This window comes from Streptomyces sp. NBC_00299 (genome assembly GCF_036173045.1).
Taxonomy (GTDB): Bacteria; Actinomycetota; Actinomycetes; order Streptomycetales; family Streptomycetaceae; genus Streptomyces; species Streptomyces machairae.
Genome location: NZ_CP108039.1, coordinates 8,623,776 through 8,643,150, shown reverse-complemented (window position 1 = coordinate 8,643,150; position 19,375 = coordinate 8,623,776). Strand labels below are relative to the sequence as shown.

At 70.8% G+C, this 19,375-nt stretch carries 20 protein-coding genes; 11 read left to right on the top strand and 9 right to left on the bottom strand.

Features of this window, described 5'->3' with window-relative positions:
- Positions 1–176: 176 nt before the first annotated feature.
- The gene (locus tag OHT51_RS38345; protein ID WP_328883498.1) at positions 177–719 is read left to right on the top strand and encodes an ATP-binding protein; all 543 of its coding nucleotides are present in this window, start codon (positions 177–179) and stop codon (positions 717–719) included.
- A 40-nt stretch (positions 720–759) separates the two neighbouring features.
- Here the strand turns inward: OHT51_RS38345 and OHT51_RS38340 are convergent, their stop codons facing one another.
- Genes OHT51_RS38340 through OHT51_RS38330 form a run of 3 tightly spaced genes read right to left on the bottom strand, consistent with a single transcriptional unit; the run spans position 760 to position 4,354 of the window.
- On the bottom strand, positions 760–3,321 hold the full coding sequence (locus OHT51_RS38340; protein WP_328883497.1) for an ABC transporter permease: 2,562 nt from the start codon (positions 3,319–3,321) through the stop codon (positions 760–762).
- Entirely contained in the window at positions 3,318–4,076 is a 759-nt protein-coding gene (locus OHT51_RS38335) for an ABC transporter ATP-binding protein (RefSeq protein WP_328429537.1), read from the bottom strand. Before OHT51_RS38335 ends, OHT51_RS38340 begins: the two co-directional genes overlap by 4 nt.
- Positions 4,073–4,354, bottom strand: coding sequence for an SHOCT domain-containing protein (locus OHT51_RS38330; RefSeq protein ID WP_328883496.1), 282 nt, complete (start codon positions 4,352–4,354; stop codon positions 4,073–4,075). The genes OHT51_RS38335 and OHT51_RS38330 overlap by 4 nt, the downstream gene beginning before the upstream one ends.
- 187 nt (positions 4,355–4,541) lie before the next feature.
- Here OHT51_RS38330 and OHT51_RS38325 point away from each other — a divergent pair, with 187 nt between their 5' ends.
- The 3 genes from OHT51_RS38325 to OHT51_RS38315 all read left to right on the top strand — a co-directional run bounded on the left by OHT51_RS38325 (position 4,542) and on the right by OHT51_RS38315 (position 6,206).
- Entirely contained in the window at positions 4,542–5,099 is a 558-nt protein-coding gene (locus OHT51_RS38325) for a TetR/AcrR family transcriptional regulator (protein ID WP_328883495.1), read from the top strand.
- 33 nt (positions 5,100–5,132) lie between these two features.
- Entirely contained in the window at positions 5,133–5,705 is a 573-nt protein-coding gene (locus OHT51_RS38320; RefSeq protein WP_328883494.1) for a DUF4865 family protein, read from the top strand.
- Positions 5,706–5,771: 66 nt separating this feature from the next.
- On the top strand, positions 5,772–6,206 hold the full coding sequence (locus OHT51_RS38315) for a tautomerase family protein (protein WP_328883493.1): 435 nt from the start codon (positions 5,772–5,774) through the stop codon (positions 6,204–6,206).
- On the opposite strand, the gene OHT51_RS38310 is transcribed toward OHT51_RS38315, so the two are convergent.
- Positions 6,193–6,642: an RpiB/LacA/LacB family sugar-phosphate isomerase gene (locus OHT51_RS38310; protein WP_328883492.1), complete on the bottom strand. Its 450-nt coding sequence runs from the start codon at positions 6,640–6,642 to the stop codon at positions 6,193–6,195. The genes OHT51_RS38315 and OHT51_RS38310 overlap by 14 nt on opposite strands.
- Positions 6,643–6,762: 120 nt before the next feature.
- Between OHT51_RS38310 and OHT51_RS38305 the strand changes: the two genes are divergently transcribed.
- Positions 6,763–7,143, top strand: a complete 381-nt coding sequence (locus OHT51_RS38305; protein ID WP_328883491.1) for a YybH family protein — start codon at positions 6,763–6,765, stop codon at positions 7,141–7,143.
- A gap of 50 nt (positions 7,144–7,193) precedes the next feature.
- Here the strand turns inward: OHT51_RS38305 and OHT51_RS38300 are convergent, their stop codons facing one another.
- Both OHT51_RS38300 and OHT51_RS38295 read right to left on the bottom strand, forming a co-directional pair.
- The gene (locus tag OHT51_RS38300; protein WP_328883490.1) at positions 7,194–8,432 is read right to left on the bottom strand and encodes an ROK family protein; all 1,239 of its coding nucleotides are present in this window, start codon (positions 8,430–8,432) and stop codon (positions 7,194–7,196) included.
- A gap of 36 nt (positions 8,433–8,468) precedes the next feature.
- Positions 8,469–9,125: an alpha-ketoglutarate-dependent dioxygenase AlkB family protein gene (locus OHT51_RS38295; RefSeq protein WP_328883489.1), complete on the bottom strand. Its 657-nt coding sequence runs from the start codon at positions 9,123–9,125 to the stop codon at positions 8,469–8,471.
- Positions 9,126–9,215: 90 nt separating this feature from the next.
- On the opposite strand from OHT51_RS38295, the gene OHT51_RS38290 reads away from it, so the two are divergent.
- Positions 9,216–10,349: a methyltransferase gene (locus tag OHT51_RS38290; protein ID WP_328883488.1), complete on the top strand. Its 1,134-nt coding sequence runs from the start codon at positions 9,216–9,218 to the stop codon at positions 10,347–10,349.
- Positions 10,350–10,451: 102 nt separating this feature from the next.
- Here OHT51_RS38290 and OHT51_RS38285 read toward each other — a convergent pair whose 3' ends face one another.
- On the bottom strand, positions 10,452–11,306 hold the full coding sequence (locus tag OHT51_RS38285) for a class II fructose-bisphosphate aldolase (protein WP_328883487.1): 855 nt from the start codon (positions 11,304–11,306) through the stop codon (positions 10,452–10,454).
- A 78-nt stretch (positions 11,307–11,384) separates the two neighbouring features.
- Positions 11,385–12,266 (bottom strand): SIS domain-containing protein, encoded by an 882-nt coding sequence (locus OHT51_RS38280; protein ID WP_328883486.1) that lies wholly within the window; start codon positions 12,264–12,266, stop codon positions 11,385–11,387.
- Positions 12,267–12,410: 144 nt separating this feature from the next.
- Here OHT51_RS38280 and OHT51_RS38275 point away from each other — a divergent pair, with 144 nt between their 5' ends.
- The 3 genes from OHT51_RS38275 to OHT51_RS38265 all read left to right on the top strand — a co-directional run bounded on the left by OHT51_RS38275 (position 12,411) and on the right by OHT51_RS38265 (position 15,868).
- Positions 12,411–13,190: a DeoR/GlpR family DNA-binding transcription regulator gene (locus tag OHT51_RS38275; protein ID WP_328883485.1), complete on the top strand. Its 780-nt coding sequence runs from the start codon at positions 12,411–12,413 to the stop codon at positions 13,188–13,190.
- A gap of 95 nt (positions 13,191–13,285) precedes the next feature.
- Entirely contained in the window at positions 13,286–15,121 is a 1,836-nt protein-coding gene (locus OHT51_RS38270) for a glycoside hydrolase family 15 protein (RefSeq protein WP_328883484.1), read from the top strand.
- A gap of 90 nt (positions 15,122–15,211) precedes the next feature.
- Complete coding sequence (locus OHT51_RS38265; RefSeq protein WP_328883483.1) at positions 15,212–15,868, top strand: isochorismatase family protein; 657 nt, start codon at positions 15,212–15,214, stop codon at positions 15,866–15,868.
- Positions 15,869–15,873: 5 nt separating this feature from the next.
- Here OHT51_RS38265 and OHT51_RS38260 read toward each other — a convergent pair whose 3' ends face one another.
- Positions 15,874–17,199: a lysine N(6)-hydroxylase/L-ornithine N(5)-oxygenase family protein gene (locus OHT51_RS38260; protein WP_328883482.1), complete on the bottom strand. Its 1,326-nt coding sequence runs from the start codon at positions 17,197–17,199 to the stop codon at positions 15,874–15,876.
- 84 nt (positions 17,200–17,283) lie between these two features.
- Here OHT51_RS38260 and OHT51_RS38255 point away from each other — a divergent pair, with 84 nt between their 5' ends.
- Both OHT51_RS38255 and OHT51_RS38250 read left to right on the top strand, forming a co-directional pair.
- Positions 17,284–18,237, top strand: coding sequence for a methionyl-tRNA formyltransferase (locus OHT51_RS38255; RefSeq protein WP_328883481.1), 954 nt, complete (start codon positions 17,284–17,286; stop codon positions 18,235–18,237).
- A gap of 86 nt (positions 18,238–18,323) precedes the next feature.
- Positions 18,324–19,340 (top strand): iron-siderophore ABC transporter substrate-binding protein, encoded by a 1,017-nt coding sequence (locus tag OHT51_RS38250; RefSeq protein WP_328883480.1) that lies wholly within the window; start codon positions 18,324–18,326, stop codon positions 19,338–19,340.
- Positions 19,341–19,375: the final 35 nt, after the last annotated feature.

The following is a 19,375-nucleotide window of genomic DNA, read 5'->3' as shown; positions in this document are numbered from 1 at the left end:
TTGCGGTAACGCACCCCCTGCGTCACGCTGGTCTCACGTCACTCTGGGTTTACCGGCGATAACACTGCGAACCAGCCCGCCGGCCACGACAGCAGGCGGCCGTTTTCCTCAAGTCCCCTGCTGGATCATCCGTACTCCGTGTTCTTCCGGACCTCTTCAGTCGGGGAGTCGCAGCCGTGATCAGTTACCCAAGCAGGCACTGCACGGTGGAGCTCCAAGCCCTGCCGTCGCGGATCGGTCAGGTCCGCAGAATCGTATCGGCGCAGTTGCGCTACTGGCATCTGGACGCGTTGATAGACCGCGCCGCGCTCGGTGTGACCGAGCTGTTGACCAACGTCCACCAGCACGCCCGGCCGGACAAGATGTGCACCGTGGAGATCGAGCTGCTGCTCGACCGGCTCATGGTCTCGGTGCGCGACCACGACCCGCGACTGCCGGTCGTGGCGGACGTCAGGGCCGCCGACACACTCGCCACCTGCGGTCGCGGGCTCGCGATGGTGGCCGCCGTCAGCGAGAGCTGGGGTGTGCGTCCGGACGGCGAGTCCGGGAAGGTCGTGTGGTTCACGCTCCCGACGGCCGTGGCGCCGCGGGCCACGGCCGCGCGACCGCCGCAGCGCAGGACGGCGGACAACCCTGCGCGTCGGTTCGCGGAGGTCGGGGCGCCGGTCGATCTGCGCCGGCCCGAGCATGCTCCCGCCCGGTCGGCCGTTGTCGGCTGACCGGGCGGTGAGGGGACCTTCGAAGGCGTCGTCACCGGTGTCATTCGGTGGCGATCGCCCGTAGTACGTCCAGGCGGGCCGCCCGACGTGCGGGGCGCAGCCCTGCCAGGGCTCCGGCCGTGATGCCGACCAGGGCCACCAGGGCGAGTTGGAGCGGCGGCATCGCGAAGGCGAAGGCGCCGTCGCTCGCCCCGTCGGCGGCCTCGACCAGGACCCAGCCGAGGAAGGCGCCGAGGGCGAGGCCGCCGGCTGTGCCGAAGGCGGCCACCAGGACCGACTCCCAGCGGACCATGGCGCGCAGTTGGGAACGGGTCTGGCCCACGGCTCGCAGCAGGCCCAGTTCGCGGGTGCGCTCGTGGATCGCCAGGGTGAGGGTGTTGGCGATGCCGAGGAGTGCGATGAGCACGGCGAGGGCGAGCAGGGCGTAGACCAGGGTGAGCATCATGTCGATGCCGCCGGCCGAGGACTGCGCGTACTCGTCGCGGGTCTGCACGTCGGGGTTGCCGTACTGGTCTGCAACCCTCTCCACCGCCGCCTTGCCCTCGTCCGCCCCCACTCCGTCCTTGAAGGAGACGGCGACCAGGGTGTCGGCGTCCTGGGTGCGGTGCGGGGCCCAGGCTTCGCGGGTGACGACGTAGTCGCCGGCGAGTTCGGACTGGCCGTAGACCGCTCGGACCGTGAAGGTCTCCTGGCGGCCGTCGGTGAAGGTGAGCCGGGTCCTGTCGCCGGTTGTCAGGTTCTGCTTGGCGGCCTCCTTCTCGGTGATGGCGATGCCGTCGGTGCCGAGGTCGCGCAGGGAGCCGCTGACGGAGCCGAGGTCGAAGGTGCGCTCCAGGGCGACCGGGTCGGTGACCGTCAACGCCCTTCCCTTGCCGTCGACTTCGGCGACGCCCCGGCCGAGTCCGACGGCCGTGTCCACCTCGGGCAGCCGCTGGACCGCGTCGGCGAGGCGCGGGCTCAGTCCGCTGCCGCCCGCGCCGAACGACGGGGTGCTGACGGCCACGTCCCCCGCGAACGACCGGGACACGGTCTGGTCCATGGTCGCCTTCAGCGAGGCACCGAACACGGTGAACAGCGACACGACGGCCACGCCGATCATCAGGGCGCTCGCGGTGGCGGCCGTACGCTTCGGGCTGCGCAGGGCGTTGCGCCGGGCGAGCCCGCCGGTGACGCCGCGGAGCCGGTCGAGGGGGCCGCCGAGGATCCGTACGGCCGTCGAGGAGGCGACCGGGCCGAGGACCACGAAGGCGGCCAGGGCGAGGACGGCGCCGGCCGCGGCCAGCCACATGGACGGGGACACAAGGACGCCGGTGAGCGTCACACCGAGCGCGAGGGCGATGAGACCGACACCGGTGACGGCGCGGGCGCGGGAGGCGCCGGAGGTGTCGACGGACGTCTCGCGCAGGGCGGCCAGCGGCGCGGTGCGGCCGGCTCGTGCTGCGGGCAGCAGCGCGGAGCCGAGGCATACCACGATGCCCACCGCGAGGGGCAGCGCCATGGAGATCGCGCTGATCACCAAGTCGCCCTCGGGGAACGGGAATCCGATCGCCGGGAACAGCGCCTGAAGGCCGGCCGCGATACCGATGCCGCCCGCCAGGCCGGCCACCGACGCGGTGACGGCGACGGCGGTCGCCTCGACGAGGGTCGACGCGGTGACCTGTCGGCGCGAGGCACCAAGGGCTCGCAACAGGGCGTTCTCGCGGGTGCGTTGGGCCACGACGATCGCGAAGGTGTTGTGGATGGAGAAGGTCGCGACGAGCAGGGCCACGCCGGAGAAGACCAGCAGGAAGGTGGTGAAGATGGTCAGGAACTGGCTGGAGATCATCTCCGTGTTCTCCTCGGCCGACTCCTGACCGGTGATGGCCTCGACGCCGCTGGGCAGCACGGCCGTCAGCTCGTCGACGAGTTGCTGCTGGCTGACGTCCGGTCCGGCCCGCACCTGGATGGTCGCCGCTTCGCCGGGGCCGGCGGTGAGGTACTTCTCGGCGTCGGCCTGGGTCATGCCGGTGAAGGTCACCTGTGCCATGCCGTCCTCGCCGCCGAAGGTCGCGAGGCCGACGACGGTCACCTCGACCGGATCGGGTGTGCGCAGGGTCGTGGTGTCGCCGATCCTCAGGCCGCCGCGGTCGGCGGTGCCCCGGTTGACGACGACCTCGCCGGACTCCTGCGGGGCGCGGCCCTCGGCCAGGCGGTACGGGTTGAGCTCGGGGTCGTCGATCCAGTTGCCGGCGAGGGTGGGCGGGCCCTGCCCGCCGATGGGGTCGCCGTTCCTGCCGATGAGCTGGCCGGCGCCCTGGATGCTGGGCGCGGCTGCCGCGACGCCGGGGGCCTGCTCGATGGTGCGCACCAGGTCGGTGTCGACCGGCTCGCGCACGCCTTCGCTCTCGCCGGGCGTGGTGATGGCGTCGGCGCTGCGGACGACGACGTCCGTGCCGCTGGTCGCGTTGCCGAACATCGTGTCGAAGCCGGCCCGCAGGGTGTCGCCCATGACGAGGGTTCCGGCGAGGAAGGCAACGCCGAGGAACACCGCGAGGAACGTGCCGGCGAAACGGCGCTTGTGGGCACGCAGGGAGGACACGCTGAGGCGGACGGAGGCGTTCATGACGGCACCTCGAAGGCTTTCATGCGGTCCAGGACCTTGTCGGCGGTCGGGGATTCCATACGGTCGACCAGGCGGCCGTCCGCGAGGAAGACGACCTCGTCGGCGTGGGCGGCGGCCACGGGGTCGTGGGTGACCATGACGACCGTGCGGGCCGTCTGGCGCGCCGCGCGGCCGAGCAGGCCGAGGACCTCCTCGCCGGAGCGGGAGTCGAGGTTGCCGGTCGGCTCGTCGGCGAACACGACATCGGGCCGGCCGGCGAACGCCCGGGCCACCGCAACGCGTTGTTGCTGGCCGCCGGAGAGCTCGGAGGGCCGGTGGTGGAGCCGGCCGCGCAGGCCGACGACGTCGATCAGCGCGTCGATCCACTCCGGGTCGCCCTTGCCGCCCGCGAGGTCCAGCGGCAGCGTGATGTTCTCCGCCACGGTCAGCGTCGGTACCAGGTTGTAGGCCTGGAAGACGAAGCCGACGCGGTCGCGGCGCAGGAGGGTGAGGCGACGGTCGTCGAGGCTGCTCAGCTCGGTGTCGCCGATGTGGGCGGTGCCCGAGGTGAGTGTGTCCAGGCCGGCCGCGCAGTGCATCAGGGTGGACTTGCCGGAGCCCGAGGGCCCCATGATCGCGGTGAAGCGGCCGACCGGGAAGTCGACGCTCACCCCGTCCAGGGCCCTCACGCTGGTGTCGCCGGTGCCGTACACCTTCACGGCGTCCACGACGCGGGCGGCCGTCGGCGTGCCTGTCGTGGTGGTCGTGACGGTCATGCCGCACCGCCCTTGCCCGTACGGCCGAACTGCTCGTCCAGGACGGACAGCCGGCGCCAGTACTCGTCCTCGTCGATCTCGCCGGAGGCGAAGCGGTGGCCGAGCACGGTGATGGGCGAGTTGTCGTCGGGGGTGGGCCGCCCGGGGCCGCGGCGTCCGCGCCATACGGTGCGGCGCAGCAGCGTGATGCCACCGATCACGACGGCCGCCCAGATCAGCGGGAAGAGGAGGATCCACGGGCCGGGGCCGCCGTCGGCGAAGTGTGCCAGGGTCTGCATCTCGAGTCATCTCCCGGGTCGGTTCGGTCGGGTCTTTCGGTGATGTCTCGAGACTCGCGCCGTGAGGGGGTCCGGGTCGTCGTACGGCCAGCGGCAGTGTGCGTACCTCGCGGGGAGTAGGCGGGGCCGGTTCCGCTGCTCCGGACGGGCTCGACTTCTGTAACTACTAGTATGTACAGTGAGGTGCATGAGCACCCCCGACCGACTGATCGAGGCCACTCGCGAACTGCTGTGGGAGCGCGGCTACGTGGGCACCAGCCCCAAGGCGATCCTGGAGCGTGCGGGGGCCGGGCAGGGCAGCATGTACCACCACTTCAAGGGAAAGCCGGATCTCGCGCTGGCCGCGATCCGGCGGACCGCCGAGGAGATGCGGGCTACCGCCGCGGGAGTACTCGACGGTCCGGGAACACCGTACGAGCGCATCGAGGCCTACCTGCGGCGTGAGCGCGAGGTGCTGCGCGGCTGTCCGATCGGGCGGCTCACGATGGACCCGGACGTGATCGCGAGCGACGAACTGCGGGCGCCCGTCGACGAGACGCTCGACTGGCTGCGCGAACGGCTCGCCGGGATCGTCGAGGAGGGCCGGGAGCAGGGCCAGTTCGCGCCCGGGCTCGACGGCGAGGCGATCGCGGCGACGATCGTCGCGACCGTCCAGGGCGGCTATGTCCTCGCCCGCGCGTCCGGCTCGCCCGCCGCGTTCGACATGGGCGTCCAGGGCCTGCTGTCCCTTCTTGCACCCCACTAGGAACCGCACCGGACGCACCAGGAAGGCGGCACGATGCACGCGATGCAGTACCGGATCACCCTGCCCGCCGACTACGACATGGAGATCATCCGACGTCGTGTGGCGAGCAAGGGGCACCTGCTCGACGACTGGCAGGGGCTCGGCCTCAAGGCGTACCTGATACGCGAGCGCGGCGTGCACGGGTCACCGGTCAACGAGTACGCGCCGTTCTATCTGTGGCACACCGTCGCGGGGATGAACGCCTTCCTCTGGGGCGGCCCGTTCCAGGGCATCGCCGACGACTTCGGACGGCCTTCGGTCCGTCAGTGGACCGTGCTGGCGCACGAGGGCGCCGCTCCTGCCCGTGCGCGGGTGGCGGTGTTGCGGCGCCAACAGGTCCCGGACGGCGTGCAGTTGACGAGCCTGGCGGTGAACGCGGCGCGGGAGACCGAAAGGTTGGCGGACGAGGACGGTGCAGTGCTCGCGGCGGCGGCCGTGGACACGAGCCGTTGGGAGCTGATCCATTTCTCCCTCTGGGACAACGACACACCCAAGGCCGACGGCGCCGTGTACGAGGTGCTGCACCTGTCCGTGCCGGGGCGGCTGCCGCTCGACGCACCTGCCTGACTGCGCTGACAAGCGACAAGCGACAAGCGACAAGCGACAAGCGACAAGCGACAAGGAGAACCCCCCATGCCCTTCGTCCGCATCGACGCCCTGGAAGCCGGCCCCGAGCGGCTCGACGCGCTCGGTCGTGCCGTGCACGACGCCCTGGTCGAAGCCATCGGGATTCCGCCCGATGACCGGTTCCAGGTGCTGGTCGGCCACGACGGCACCCACAGCACCCTGCGCTACGACGACGGCTATCTCGGCATCCACCGGGACGACGGCATCGTGTACGTGACGATCACCCTGCGCTCCGGCCGGACTCCGGCCCAGAAGCAGGCGCTGTACCGGCGGATCGCCGAACTCGCCCACGCCTACGCGGGGACCGAGCCTCGCAACGTGTTCGTCAACCTCATCGAGAACGAGCCGATCAACTGGTCGTTCGGCGAGGGAGTCGCGCAGTACGCCGATGCCCCCGCCCCCGTCGACTCCCCCACCTCGGAGAGCCTCACGGCTCCCTGACGTCCAGGCGGCCGATGCGGGCCACGTTCTCGCGGTCCTCGGCGTCGTCGCTCGCCGCGCCGGCGAACCAGGCGTCGAGGATCTCCTTGAGCAGCGGCTCGGACGTCAGGCGCAGGCTGAGGGCGAGGACGTTGGCGTCGTTCCAGCGGCGGGCGCCGTCCGCCGTGTAGGCGTCCGCGCACAGCGCGGCCCGTACGCCCGGCACCTTGTTCGCGGCGATCGACGCGCCCGTGCCGGTCCAGCAGCACACGACCGCCTGGTCCGCCGTACCGTCGGCGACCTCGCGGGCGGCCGCTTCGGAGCAGGCGGCCCACTGGGGGTCCGAGTCGGGATTCAGGGCCCCGTGCGTGACCACCGCGTGGCCACGGGCGCGCAGCTCGGCCACGAGACTGCGGGCCACGGGTTCGTCCATGTCGGAGGAGACGGAGATCCGCATGTCACGAAGGGTACCCAGGTCCGCCTGCGGGTGTGCGGCCGTGGGCCGGGAGTGCGGTCGTCGCGGCTGCGGCCGAGCATGGAGGTGACCGCCAGGAGACCTGGGGGAACGGAGGCCGGGATGGATGCCGTGGATGTCGTCCAGCGCTTCAACGCCGCGATCAACGACCGTGACCTCACCGAGCTGGCCTCGCTGATGTCCGACGACCACACCTTCATCGACACGGCGGGCAACACCGTCAGCGGAAAAGGGGCCTGCATCGAGGCGTGGCGCGCGTTCTTCGCGGCCTTCGCGGACTACCGGAACGTATTCACCGACCTGACCGTGGGGGACGAGGTCGTCTCGGTGTCCGGATACTCCCTCTGCTCGCGGCCCGAGCTTGCCGGCCCGGCGCTGTGGACCGCCCGCGTCACCGGTGGGCTGGTCGGCGAGTGGCGGGTGCGCACGGACTCTCCGGCGGCACGCCGCGAGCTGGGGCTGCCGCCGGGCGGACTCGTCTAGGGCCTGTTCCGAGTTCCCGCGGGGTCGCGACGGAGGAACCAGGACAGGCCCTAGGTCAGCGCCCCCAGCGGATCGTCCAGGACCGGCTGCCAGGCCAACTCGGCCGCGCCGACCAGGCTGTTGTGGTCGAGGGTGCACGCGAGGATCGGGACGCTGCCGCTCTGCCCCCAGAGGCTGCGGTCGGCGACGACGGCGCGCAGTCGGTCGGGGTCGGCGTCGAGGAGGGTGGCGTGGAGGCCGCCGAGGATGATGCGGTCGGGGTTGAGGATGTTGACCAGGCCGGCGAGTCCCAGGCCGAGGCGGTCGATGAGAGCCTCGGTGGCGACGCGGATCGTGGGGTCGTCGTACCGGGTGCGGATCAGGTCCTTGGCCTGCTGGAGCAGGGAGATCTCGGGGCCGGGCTCGCGGCCGGCGGCCGTGAGGAAGGCCAGCGGGTCGGCCTCGACGTCGAGGCACCCGCGGCTGCCGCAGTGGCAGGGCCTGCCCTCGGGGTTCACGGTGAGGTGACCGACCTCCAGGGCCAGGCCCGAACTGCCGGTGTGCAGACGGCCGTCCAGCACGAGAGCACCCCCGACACCCCGGTGCCCGGTGGCCACGCACAGCAGGTCGCGGGCGCCGCGCCCCGCTCCGTGCCGGTGCTCGGCGAGCGCGACGAGATTGATGTCGTTGCCGGTGAACGCCGGTCCGGTGATCCCGGCAGCGCGCACGCACTCCGTGAAGATACGGCGGACGGGGGCACCCACGGGCCACGCCAGGTGCAGGGGGTTCAGGGCCAGGCCGTCGGGTTCGGCGACGGCGGACGGTACGGCGAGACCCGCGCCGACGCAGCGCCGTCCGGTCGTGCGCAGCAGGTCGGCGCCCGCCTCGACGACGGACCCGAGCACCTTCGCCGGGTCGGCGTCCACGGTCTCGCAGCCGGGTGCGGTGGCGACGATACGGCCGCCCAGGCCGACCAGCGCCGCCCGGAACCCGTCGGCGTGCACCTGCGCGGCGAGAACGACCGGGCCGTCCTCGGCGACCGCCAGCCGGTGCGAGGGCCGCCCCTGCGAGCCCGCCGCCGCACCGGGCCGTGCGTCGACCCGGATCAGCCCGAGCGCCTCCAGCTCGGCCGCGACCGCGCCCGCCGTCGCCCGGGTCACGCCGAGCTCGGCGGTGAGGACCGCACGGGTGGGCGCGCGTCCGGTGTGCACGAGCTCCAACGCGGGTCCGAGCGCGCCGCGCCCCCGGTCCAACCGCGTCCTCGAGGTGGTCCCTTCCCCCGCTGTCCGGGGGTCCGCCTTGCCGCTCATGAGGGCGAGTCTCCCATGATCCGCAGCTCCGGCGGCCTACCGGCCGCTCACTCTGAGCGTGATGTTCAACCGGCCGGTCAGCCCCAACTCCGGCGGTGCGGTGCCCGGCTGCACCTTCGGCACACCGTGGTAGGCGAGTCGCGAGGGACCGCCGAACACGAACAGGTCGCCGCTGCGCAGCTCGACGTCCGTGTACGGCCGGCTACGGGTCTCGGTGTTTCCGAAGCGGAAGACGCAAGTGTCACCGAGGCTCAGGGACACCACCGGGGCGTCCGACTTCTCGTCGCTGTCGCGGTGCATGCCCATGCGGGCGTCGGATTCGTAGAAGTTGATCAGGGCGATGTCGTATGCCGCCTCCAGCCCGCCGAGCAGGTCCGCGCCCAGTGAGTCGCGCACCGCGCGGCGGCCCAGCTCCCCCAGCCACCCGGGGAACGGTTTCACCGGGGCTCCGTCGCCGTCGACGACCGTGCGGGCATAGGCGTACGGGTACCAGTGCCAGCCCAGGCAGACCTGGCGGGCGGTCATCGTGCCGCCGCCGGGGGTGCGCACCGTGCGCAGGCCGGCCGGTGGGCGCGCCCACGCGCGGCAGGCCTCCAGCAGCTCGCGCTGAGCCTGCGCGTCCAGCCAGCCGGGCATGTGCACCGCGCCCGGCGCGACCTCCGTGCGCTCGCGGGGGAACAGCTCGGCGTCCATGTCTCCCATCCTCCTCCACCGGCCGTGAGCTGCGGATCGGCAAGCGGCACCGCCGGGGTCGCTTAGCCTTGACGCACGATGAACGACCGTATGACAACGCCCTGGGGCGAGCTCGCGCTGTCCCGTTTCCCCGAGGACCCGCGGGACAGGCTGCGCGCCTGGGACGCCTCCGACGAGTACCTCCTCAGGCATCTGGCCGAGCAGAACGTTCCGCTGTCCGGCACGGTCGTGGTCGTGGGTGACCGCTGGGGCGCCCTGGTCACGGCGCTCGCGGCGCACCGGCCGGTGCAGATCACGGACTCCTACCTGGCCCAGGAGGCGACCCGGGCCAACCTCGCCCGCCATGGCGCCGAACCCGGCGACGTCCGGCTGCTCACGACGCAGGACCCGCCACCGGACCGCGTCGACGTCCTCCTGGTCAGGGTGCCCAAGAGTCTCGCGCTGCTGGAGGACCAGCTGCTGCGGCTCGCGCCCAAGGTGCACGAGGGCACGGTGGTGGTCGGCACGGGCATGGTGAAGGAGATCCACACCTCGACGCTCCAGCTGTTCGAGCGGATCCTCGGCCCGACCCGCACCTCGCTCGCCGAGAAGAAGGCCCGGCTGATCTTCTGCACGCCTCAGCCGGCGTCGGAGCGGCCCGCCAACCCGTGGCCGTACACGTACACGCTCCCCGACGGCATCGGCGCCGTCTCGGGACGCGCGGTCGTCAATCACGCGGGCGTCTTCTGCGCCGACCGGCTCGACATCGGTACGCGGTTCTTCCTCGGTCACCTGCCCGACAGCAAGGGCGGCCGGCGGGTGGTCGACCTCGGGTGCGGCAACGGTGTCGTCGGTACGGCGATGGCGCTGGCGAACCCGGAGGCCGAGGTGCTGTTCGTGGACGAGTCCTTCCAGGCGGTGGCCTCGGCGGAGGCGACGTACCAGGCGAACGGGGTGCCGGGGCACGCGGAGTTCCGGGTCGGGGACGGGCTGGCGGGCGTGCCGGCCGGGAGCGTCGACCTCGTGCTCAACAATCCGCCGTTCCACTCCCACCAGGCCATGACCGACTCGACGGCCTGGCGCATGTTCACGGGGGCGCGGCGCGTGCTGCGGCCGGGCGGTGAGCTGTGGGTCATCGGCAACCGGCATCTCGGCTACCACGTGAAGCTGCGGCGACTGTTCGGCAACAGTCAACTCGTCGCCAGTGACGCGAAGTTCGTGGTGCTGAGGGCCGTCAGGAAGTGACGGTGCGGTCGGCGTCCCCGACGCGGTAGCGGTTGAGTTCGCGTGTTCGCACGGCCCGCCCGTGGAGCGGGATGAGCAACGTCCCCTTGCAGGAATGGTCGGTCAGGGTGCCTTCAGCACCCCGATGATGTCCGCCACGGCCCGCACCATCGCCTCGCGTCCCACGCTGAGGTACTTGCGTGAGTCGACCGCCTCGGGATGGGCGGCGAGGAATTCGCGGATCGCTCCGGTCATGGCGATGTTGAGGGCCGTGCCGACGTTGACCTTGGCGATGCCACCCGCGACCGCCGATGTCAGTTCGTCGTCGGGGACGCCGGAGGAGCCGTGCAGGACGAGGGGGACGTCCAGGGTGGCGGCGAGGCGCTTGAGGAGGTCGTGGTCGAGGGTGGCGGTGCGGGTGGTCATGGCGTGGGAGCTGCCGACGGCGACCGCGAGGGCGTCGACGCCGGAGTCGGTGACGAAGGCGTGGGCCTCGGCGGGGTCGGTGCGGGCACCGGGGGCGTGGGCGTCGAGGGGCGGCTCGCCGTTCTTGCCGCCGAGGCGACCCAACTCGGCCTCGATCCAGAGGCCTTGGGCGTGCGCCCAGTCGGCGGCGGCCTTCGTCGCGGCCAGGTTGTCCGCGTACGGCAGGCGTGCCGCGTCGTACATCACGGAGCTGAAGCCCGCGTCCGGCGCCTGGCGCAGCAGGTCGTCGCTCTGGACGTGGTCGAGGTGCAACGCGACGGGGACGGCGGCGCGTTCGGCAGCGGCGACGGCGGCGCGGGCGAGCGGGAGGAGCCGTCCGTAGCGGAACTTGACGGCGTTCTCGCTGACTTGGAGCACAACGGGTGAACTCACCGACTCCGCACCGGCGATGACCGCCTCGACGTGCTCCAGGGTGATGACGTTGAAGGCGGCGACGGCACAGCGGGCTGCGGCGGCGCGGGTGACGAGCTCGCCGGTGGTCACGAGGGGCACGGCCTGTCCTTTCTCGGCGCGGAAGGAGACGCGTCGGACACGCCGGGGGAGGCGTGTCGTGGGCGCGGCAGGGATGGGTCAGGGGGCGAGGATCACCGAGCGGGTGAGGTGGCGGGGCTGGTCCGGGTCGAGGCCGCGTGCCGCGGCGACGGCGACCGCGAGCCGCTGGGCGCGCACCAGTTCGGCGAGGGGGTCCAGGCCGCCTTCGATCCACAGCCCGCCGATGGAGCGCACCTGCTCGGCCAGCCCCTCGGGCGCCTCGCCGAACATCCAGGTCGCGGTGCCGCCGGTGGTGATGCTGATCGGGCCGTGCCGGTACTCCATAGCCGGGTAGGCCTCCGTCCACGACAGCGACGCCTCGCGCATCTTCAGCCCGGCCTCGTTGGCCAGGCCCACGGTCCAGCCACGGCCGAGGAAGGTGAACTGCCCGCACTCCACCAGCCCTTCGGGCAGTTCGCCGGCGAGCGCGGCGCGCGCGTCGGCCACGACCGCGTCGGTGTGCAGGCCGAGGTGGGCGCGGAGCAGGGTGAAGGCGGTGGTCGCGAACCTCGTCTGCACGACGGACCGTTCGTCCGCGTAGTCCAGGACCACGATCTCGTCGGCGACCGCCATGACGGGCGTGTCCGGGTCGGCGGTGATCGCGACGGTGGGCGTACGCCCCTTCAACCGCGCGAGCAGGTCCAGCACTTCGGTGGTCGTACCGGAGCGGGTGAGGGCGAGGACACGGTCGTAGGAGCGCCCGTGCGGGAACTCCGACGCGGCGAAGGCGTCCGTCTCGCCGCGGCCCGACCCCTCACGCAGTGCGGCGAAGGCCTGCGCCATGAAATACGACGTCCCGCAGCCGACGGCCGCGACCCGCTCCCCCGGCGCCGGCAGCACCCCGCCGAGGCCGGGCGCCTCGGTCGCGGCGCGGGTCCAGCACTCGGGCTGGCTGTTGAGCTCGTCCTCGACATGCGTCATGCCGCCATCCTCCGAACCTCTGATGGAACTTGCACTAGGTCATCTGATTGTTCTTGCAAGATAGCTCCCACTTTCGAGCATAATCAAGCAAGCACGGGAAGAAGCGTGCGCTAAGGTCGCGGGAGATCGAGGAATGGAGGGTGGATGTCGCGCGACGCCCGCTGGAAGGCGCTGCTGGAGCTGCTCGTGGAGCGGGGCCGGCTGGACGTCGAGGAGGCGGCCGGCGAGCTTGAGGTCTCGGCCGCCACGATCCGCCGCGACTTCGATCAGCTCGCCGAGCAGCAGATGCTGGTGCGGACACGGGGTGGGGCGGTCGTACACGGAGTGTCGTACGAGCTGCCGCTGCGCTACAAGACGGCCCGGCACGCCTCCGAGAAGCAGCGCATCGCCAAGGCGGTGGCCGACATCATCGCCCCCGGCGAGGCGGTCGGGCTGACCGGCGGTACGACGACGACCGAGGTGGCGCGTGCCCTGGCCGTGCGCAGCGACCTCGCGGCCGGGTCGCCCGCACTGACCGTCGTCACCAACGCGCTCAACATCGCCAATGAACTGGCCGTGCGTCCCCAGTTCAAGATCGTGGTCACCGGCGGGGTGGCGCGCCCGCAGTCGTACGAGCTCATCGGGCCGCTCGCGGACGGGGTGCTGTCCCAGATCACGATCGACGTGGCGGTTCTCGGCGTCGTCGGCTTCGACGTCACGCATGGCGCCGCCGCGCACGACGAGGCGGAGGCCGCGATCAACCGGCTGCTGTGCGAACGCGCCGAGCGCGTGGTCGTGGCCGCGGACTCCAGCAAGCTGGGCCAGCGGGCGTTCGCTCGGATCTGCGCGGCCGAAGCGGTGAACACGCTGGTCACGGACACGGCTGCCGATCCGGAGACCCTGCGCCGCTTCGAGGAGGCGGGCCTGCGGGTCGTCGCGGTCTGAGCCCCGGGCAGCCCCGGGACCCCGCCGCCCGGCCCACCTCCGGCCGATTCCACCTACGCTGGGAGCGAGGCGCTTGGCGGGCCAGGGAGGCTGCGATGAGCACTACTCCGATCGAGACGGGCACACCGGGGGCGTCGCGGTACGTGCCGATCGCCGATCACGGCCTGATCGGCGATCTGCGCAGCGTGGCCCTCGTGGGCATCGACGGCACGATCGACTGGTACTGCTGCCCGTCCTTCGACGCACCCAGCGTCTTCGCGGCGATCCTGGACGCCGAGCGGGGCGGCTGCTTCGAGCTGGCGGCCTCCGTGCCGGCGCGGACCAAGCAGTTCTACTTCCCCGACACGAACGTCCTGATCACCAGGTTCTTCACCGAGGACGGCGTCGGCGAAGTGCAGGACTTCATGCCGGTCGACGACGATGTGGCCGAGGTCGAGCGGCACCGGCTGATCCGACGCGTGGTGTGCGTACGCGGCTCGATCCCGTTCCGTACGCGCATCGCACCCCGCTTCGAGTACGGCACCCGGCAGCACACCGTCCGCATGGAGGGCGAGGTGGCGGTCTTCGAGTCGGAGGAGCTGGCGGTCGGGCTGACCTCCACCGTGCCGCTGGAGATCGACGGGCCGGATGTGCACGGCGAATTCAAGCTCTCCCAGGGCGATTCGGCGGTGCTGGCGCTGGACCGGATCAGCGGGGCGCTCGGGCTGAAACGGTGCGCGCGGGCCGAGGCCGAGAGGCAGTTCAACAGCACGGTGGCCTACTGGCGGAACTGGCTGTCCGCCTCCAAGTACCGGGGCCGCTGGCGGGAGATGGTGCACCGCTCCGCACTCACCCTGAAGCTGCTCACCTACGCGCCCACCGGTGCCATCGTGGCCGCGCCGACGACGAGCCTGCCCGAGCAGCTCGGCGGCGAACGCAACTGGGACTACCGGTACATGTGGGTGCGCGACGCCGCGTTCTGCGTGTACGCGATGCTGCGGCTGGGCTTCACGACCGAGGCCGAGGCCTTCATGAAGTTCCTGACCGAGCACGTCAGCCGGGGGGACGGCTCGCCCACGGGTCCGTTGCAGATCATGTACGGCATCGACGGCCGCACCGATCTGTCCGAGCGTGAACTCGACCACCTGGAGGGCTATCTCGGCTCGGCTCCGGTGCGTGTCGGCAACGCCGCCTCCGACCAGCTCCAGCTCGACATCTACGGCGCGTTGATCGACTCGATCTACCTCTACGACAAGTGGGCGCAGCCCATCTCCAGCGACCAGTGGGACAACGTGTGCGCGCTGGTGGAGTGGGTGTGCGAGAACTGGGACCAGCCGGACGAGGGCATCTGGGAGACCCGCGGCGGACGCAAGAACTTCCTGTACTCGCGGCTCATGTGCTGGGTGGCGATCGAGCGGGGCATCCGCATGGCCAACCGCCGCGGGCTGCCCGCCGATCTGCCGCGCTGGCAGGAGTGCCGGGACAGGATCTACCGGCGGATCATGAGCCGGTGCTGGTCCGAGACCCGCAAGGCCTTCGTCCAGTGCGAGGACAGTGACGTACTGGACGCGTCCGTACTGATGATGCCGATGGCGAAGTTCATCGCACCGACCGACCCGAAGTGGCTGTCCACGCTCGACGCCCTCACCGAGGACCTGGTGTCCGACTCACTGGTCTACCGTTATGACCCGGAGGCGAGCCCCGACGGACTGCGCGGCGACGAGGGCACCTTCTCCATCTGCTCGTTCTGGTACGTCGAGGCCATGGTCCGCGCCGGCCGGGTCGACGAGGCGCAGCTGGCCTTCGAGAAGATGCTGACGTACGCCAACCATCTGGGCCTGTACGCCGAGGAGATCAGCCACACGGGCGAGCAACAGGGCAATTTCCCGCAGGCGTTCACCCATCTCTCCCTGATCAGTGCGGCGTTCAACCTGGATCGCGCCCTGGGCTGAGGTCCGTTCACAGGCCCAACCGACAAGACATCCAACTTAGGTGAGGCTAACCTAAACAGGGTTCCCCAACTCGCTGAAGGGAAACCCGAGATGACGCCTGCGTCGATCTTCCCGTACGTCATGCCGACGCCCGCGATGCTGCCCGAGGACACCACCGGGTGGGCCCTCGATCCGGGTCGCGTGGCCCTGGTGGTGCTCAACTTACAGCGGCGCTTCGTGCGCGTGCTGGACCAGGAGGGCGCCCCGGTCGCCCAACTCCTCGGGAACACCGCCCGGTTGGTGCGCGCGGCGCATGCCGCGGGCGTGCCCGTCATTCACTCGGTGCCCGCCGGGGAACGCGGACCCGCCCTGTACGTACGGCGGCCCGCCGGGACGGACGGGCCGGCCGACCGGGACGGCGAGGCCTTCGCCGAGCAGGTCGAGCCACGTACCGGGGACGCCGTGCTCACGGCACGCAAGCACAGCGCGTTCGCCCGGACCCGGCTGGACAGCCGGTTGCGTGACCTGAAGCGGGACCAGGTCGTGATCACGGGGCTGTTCGCCCGGGTCGGGGTGCTGATGACCGCCGCCGACGCCTGGGTGCAGGACCTGGAGCCCTTCGTCGTCGCGGACGCCGTGGCCGACGCGTCGGCCGGCAGCCATGAGTTCGCGCTCGAGTGGGTGGCGGACACGTGCGGGGTGGTGACGTCCACGGATCGGGTGGTGGCCGTTCTCGACCCCGCCGCGCCCGCGGCGGAAGCGGTCTGACCCGCTCAGACGGACGCCGGGCGGCGGGCCAGCAGGGACCGGTGGATCTCCCCCGCGCGGATCGCGGTGGTCGACAGCAGGGTCGAGGTGAGTCCGTGGGTGTGCTCGGTGCCGCCCTGGAGGTAGATCCCGGCGGTGACATCGGGCGCGGTCTCCACACGGTGGTCGCGCGAGACCCGGAGCGCGTCCCCGTCGTCCCGCAGACAGACCTTCGCCGCCTCCCCGAGCAGGGCGGTGAGGTCGCGGGGCCGGTAGCCGGTGGCGTGCACGAGCACATCGGCCTGGAGGAGCTGCTTCTCCCCGGTCGGCAGGAACTCCACCGCCACGTCGAGCCCTGCGTCACCGCGCTCGCGGACGCCGCGGATGCGGGAGACGTTGAGGAAGCGCAGCCGTTCCCGGCCGTTGACCTTCTCCTGGTACGCGGTGGCGTACAGGGACTCGATCAACTCCATGTCGACGACGGAGTAGTTGGTGGAGCGGTGATAGTCGAAGAGGGACTGTTTGACCTCGGAGGGCGCGACGAAGTACACGTCCACGGCCTCCGGGTCGAAGATGCGGTTGGCGAACGGGCTGTCGTCGGCAGGGGTGTAGCCGTACTTGGCGAACACCGCGCAGACCTCCGCCTCCGGGAAGGAGCGGTGCAGATAGTCGACGGTCTCGGCGGCACTCTGCCCCGCACCGAGCACGACCACGCGACGCACCGGCTCACCGGAGGCGGCGAGTTCGGCCACGCGGGGCAGTAACTCGCTGTTGTGCCAGACGCGTTCGGAGAGGTCGACGCCGGGCGGCACATGCGGTTCCAGGCCGACCGCGACACTGATGTCCCGGGCGCGGTACGTCACATGACGGCCGGGCCGCTCCGGGTCGCGGCAGACGACCTCGAAGTGCGTGACCGTGCCCGTGTCGTCGCGCACGGGGTCGATGGCGGTCACCACGTGGTCGTACGCCACGAGGTGCCGCACCCGCTCGGCGGCCCACTCGAAGTACTCGTGGAACTCGACGCGGAGCGGGAAGAGCGTCTTCTGGTTCAGGAAGTCGATCAGCCGGCCGCGTTCGCGCAGAAAGCACAGGAAGCTGAAGTCGCTGGCTGGATCGCGCAGCGTCACAAGGTCCTTGAGAAACGACACCTGCATGGTGGCGTCGTCGATGAGCATGCCCCGGTGCCAGCCGAAACGTGGCTGGCGCTCCAGGAAGAGGGCGTTGGTCCGACGGTCGGCCGGAAGGTTCGCGTTGTGTTCGTCAATCGCTATGGCCAGGGCGAGATTTGACGGCCCGAAGCCGATTCCGAGGACGTCGTGGATGGTGTCCGATCCCGTGAGCGGTGACTTCACCGTGGCATCGCCTCCCTCAGGCAGCCACATGTTAGATAAGGTTAGCCTTACCTTGCAATGGAGCCTGCCGAAGGGGAGAACCGCATGCGCGTCGCCATGTTCGGCTATCAGACCTGGGGCCACCGCACACTCCAGGCCTTGCTGGACTCCGACCACGAGGTCGTCCTCGTGGTCACCCACCCCAAGAGCGACCACGCCTACGAGAAGATCTGGGGCGACTCCGTCGCCGAACTGGCCGAGAAGCACGACGTCCCCGTCCTTCTGCGCAACCGACCCGACGACCCCGAACTCCTCGCCGCGGTACGCGAGGCCAGGCCCGACATCCTCGTCGCCAACAACTGGCGCACCTGGCTGCCGCCGGAGATCTTCGACCTCCCCCCGCACGGCACGCTCAACGTCCACGACTCACTGCTGCCGGCCTACGCCGGCTTCTCCCCCATCATCTGGGCGCTCATCAACGGCGAGGAGCGCGTCGGCGTCACCGCGCACCGCATGAACGCCGACCTCGACGCCGGTGACATCCTCGTGCAGCGCTCGGTGGTGGTCGGACCGACCGACACCGCAACGGACCTGTTCCGCCGCACAGTTGACCTGATCGCCCCCATCGTGCGCGAGTCGCTCGACCTCATAGACTCCGGCAGGGCCGCCTCGCACTGGCAGACCCAGGACCGCCGCCGCGCGAGCTTCTTCCACAAGCGGTCCCTGGAGGACAGCCGCATCGACTGGAGCTGGCCTGCGGAGCGCCTGGAGCGCCTCGTACGGGCCCAGTCGGACCCGTACCCGAACGCGTACACGTTCCATCGCGGCCGGCGGATCGGGATCGTCTCGGCCGCCGTCTCCGAGGGCCGCTACGGCGGCACACCCGGGCGCATCTTCATCCGCGAGGGCGACGGCGTGGTCATCGTGGCCGGCGCGGACGCCCACAGCGGCCGCCACCCGGGGCTGGTCATCCGGCGACTGCGCACCGAGGACGGCACGGAGCACGCGGCAACCGACTACTTCCGCACCATGGGTGGCTATCTCACCGCTCAGCCGTGATCGAGCAGCGTCAACTACGGCCAAAATCAAAGAAGTTGTCCGAGATGCGTTGCTAAGGCAAGGCTTACCTTGCTTTACTGGCGCGCATGTCGAGAAAGCTTCTCAGCACCCTTCTCACCGTCGCCCTCGCGGCCGCCCTGGCAGCCTGCGGCTCCGTCGAAGACGACTCCAACGCCTCCGCCGACGCCTCCGACGACGCGAAGGCGGACTCCTCGTCCGCCTTCCCGGTGTCCATCAAGCACAAGTTCGGCACCACGAAGGTCACCAAGGCGCCGGAGCGGATCGTGGTGATCGGCAACGGCGGCACCGACGACATCGACGCCCTGTACGCCCTGGGCGTCACGCCGGTCGCCGTCTCCAAGGACGCCCTCAGCAAGGACGGCGTCTACCCGTGGCTGAAGGACAGGATCGACACCGAGAAGACCGAGCTCCTCGACACCCTGACCGCCGTCGACTACGAGAAGGTCGCGTCCCTCCAGCCGGATCTGATCCTCGCCACCTCCGACTTCACCCTGGACAAGGACTACAAGAAGCTCGCCGCGGTGGCGCCGACCATCGGCTACGAGACGGCCTGGGGGCAGCAGACCTGGCAGGAGCACGTCCAGGTGGTCGCCAAGGCCGTCGGCAAGGAGGAGCAGGGCGCGCAGGTCATCAAGGCGACCGAGGACAGCATCACCGCGGTGAAGGCGAAGCACCCGAAGCTGGAGGGCAAGACCTACAGCCTGTCGATCGGAAACACTCCGGCCAAGATCTTCACCATCGCCTCCGAGGACGACTTCGCCGCCAAGCTGATGAGCGAGGTCGGAATGGCCCTGCCCCCGGCGGTGAAGAACATCAAGACGGTCAACGGCAGCCCCACGGGTGAACTGTCCTTCGAACAGCTCGACAAGCTCGACGCCGACCTGGTCGTCATCGCGTTCACCACGCCGGACCTGAAGAAGGCCTTCGAGGCCAGTGACCTGGTGAAGAACATGTCCGCGGTGAAGGAGGACAGGTACGTCGTGACCGACGTCGCGACCGTCAGCCAGCTGCGCAGCCCGTCCGCGCTCGGCGTCCCGTGGGCGCTGGACAACCTGGAGCCCGGGTTCAAGAAGCTCGACTGAACCGCCCGAGGGGGAACGGAGGAGGGGTGGGTGCC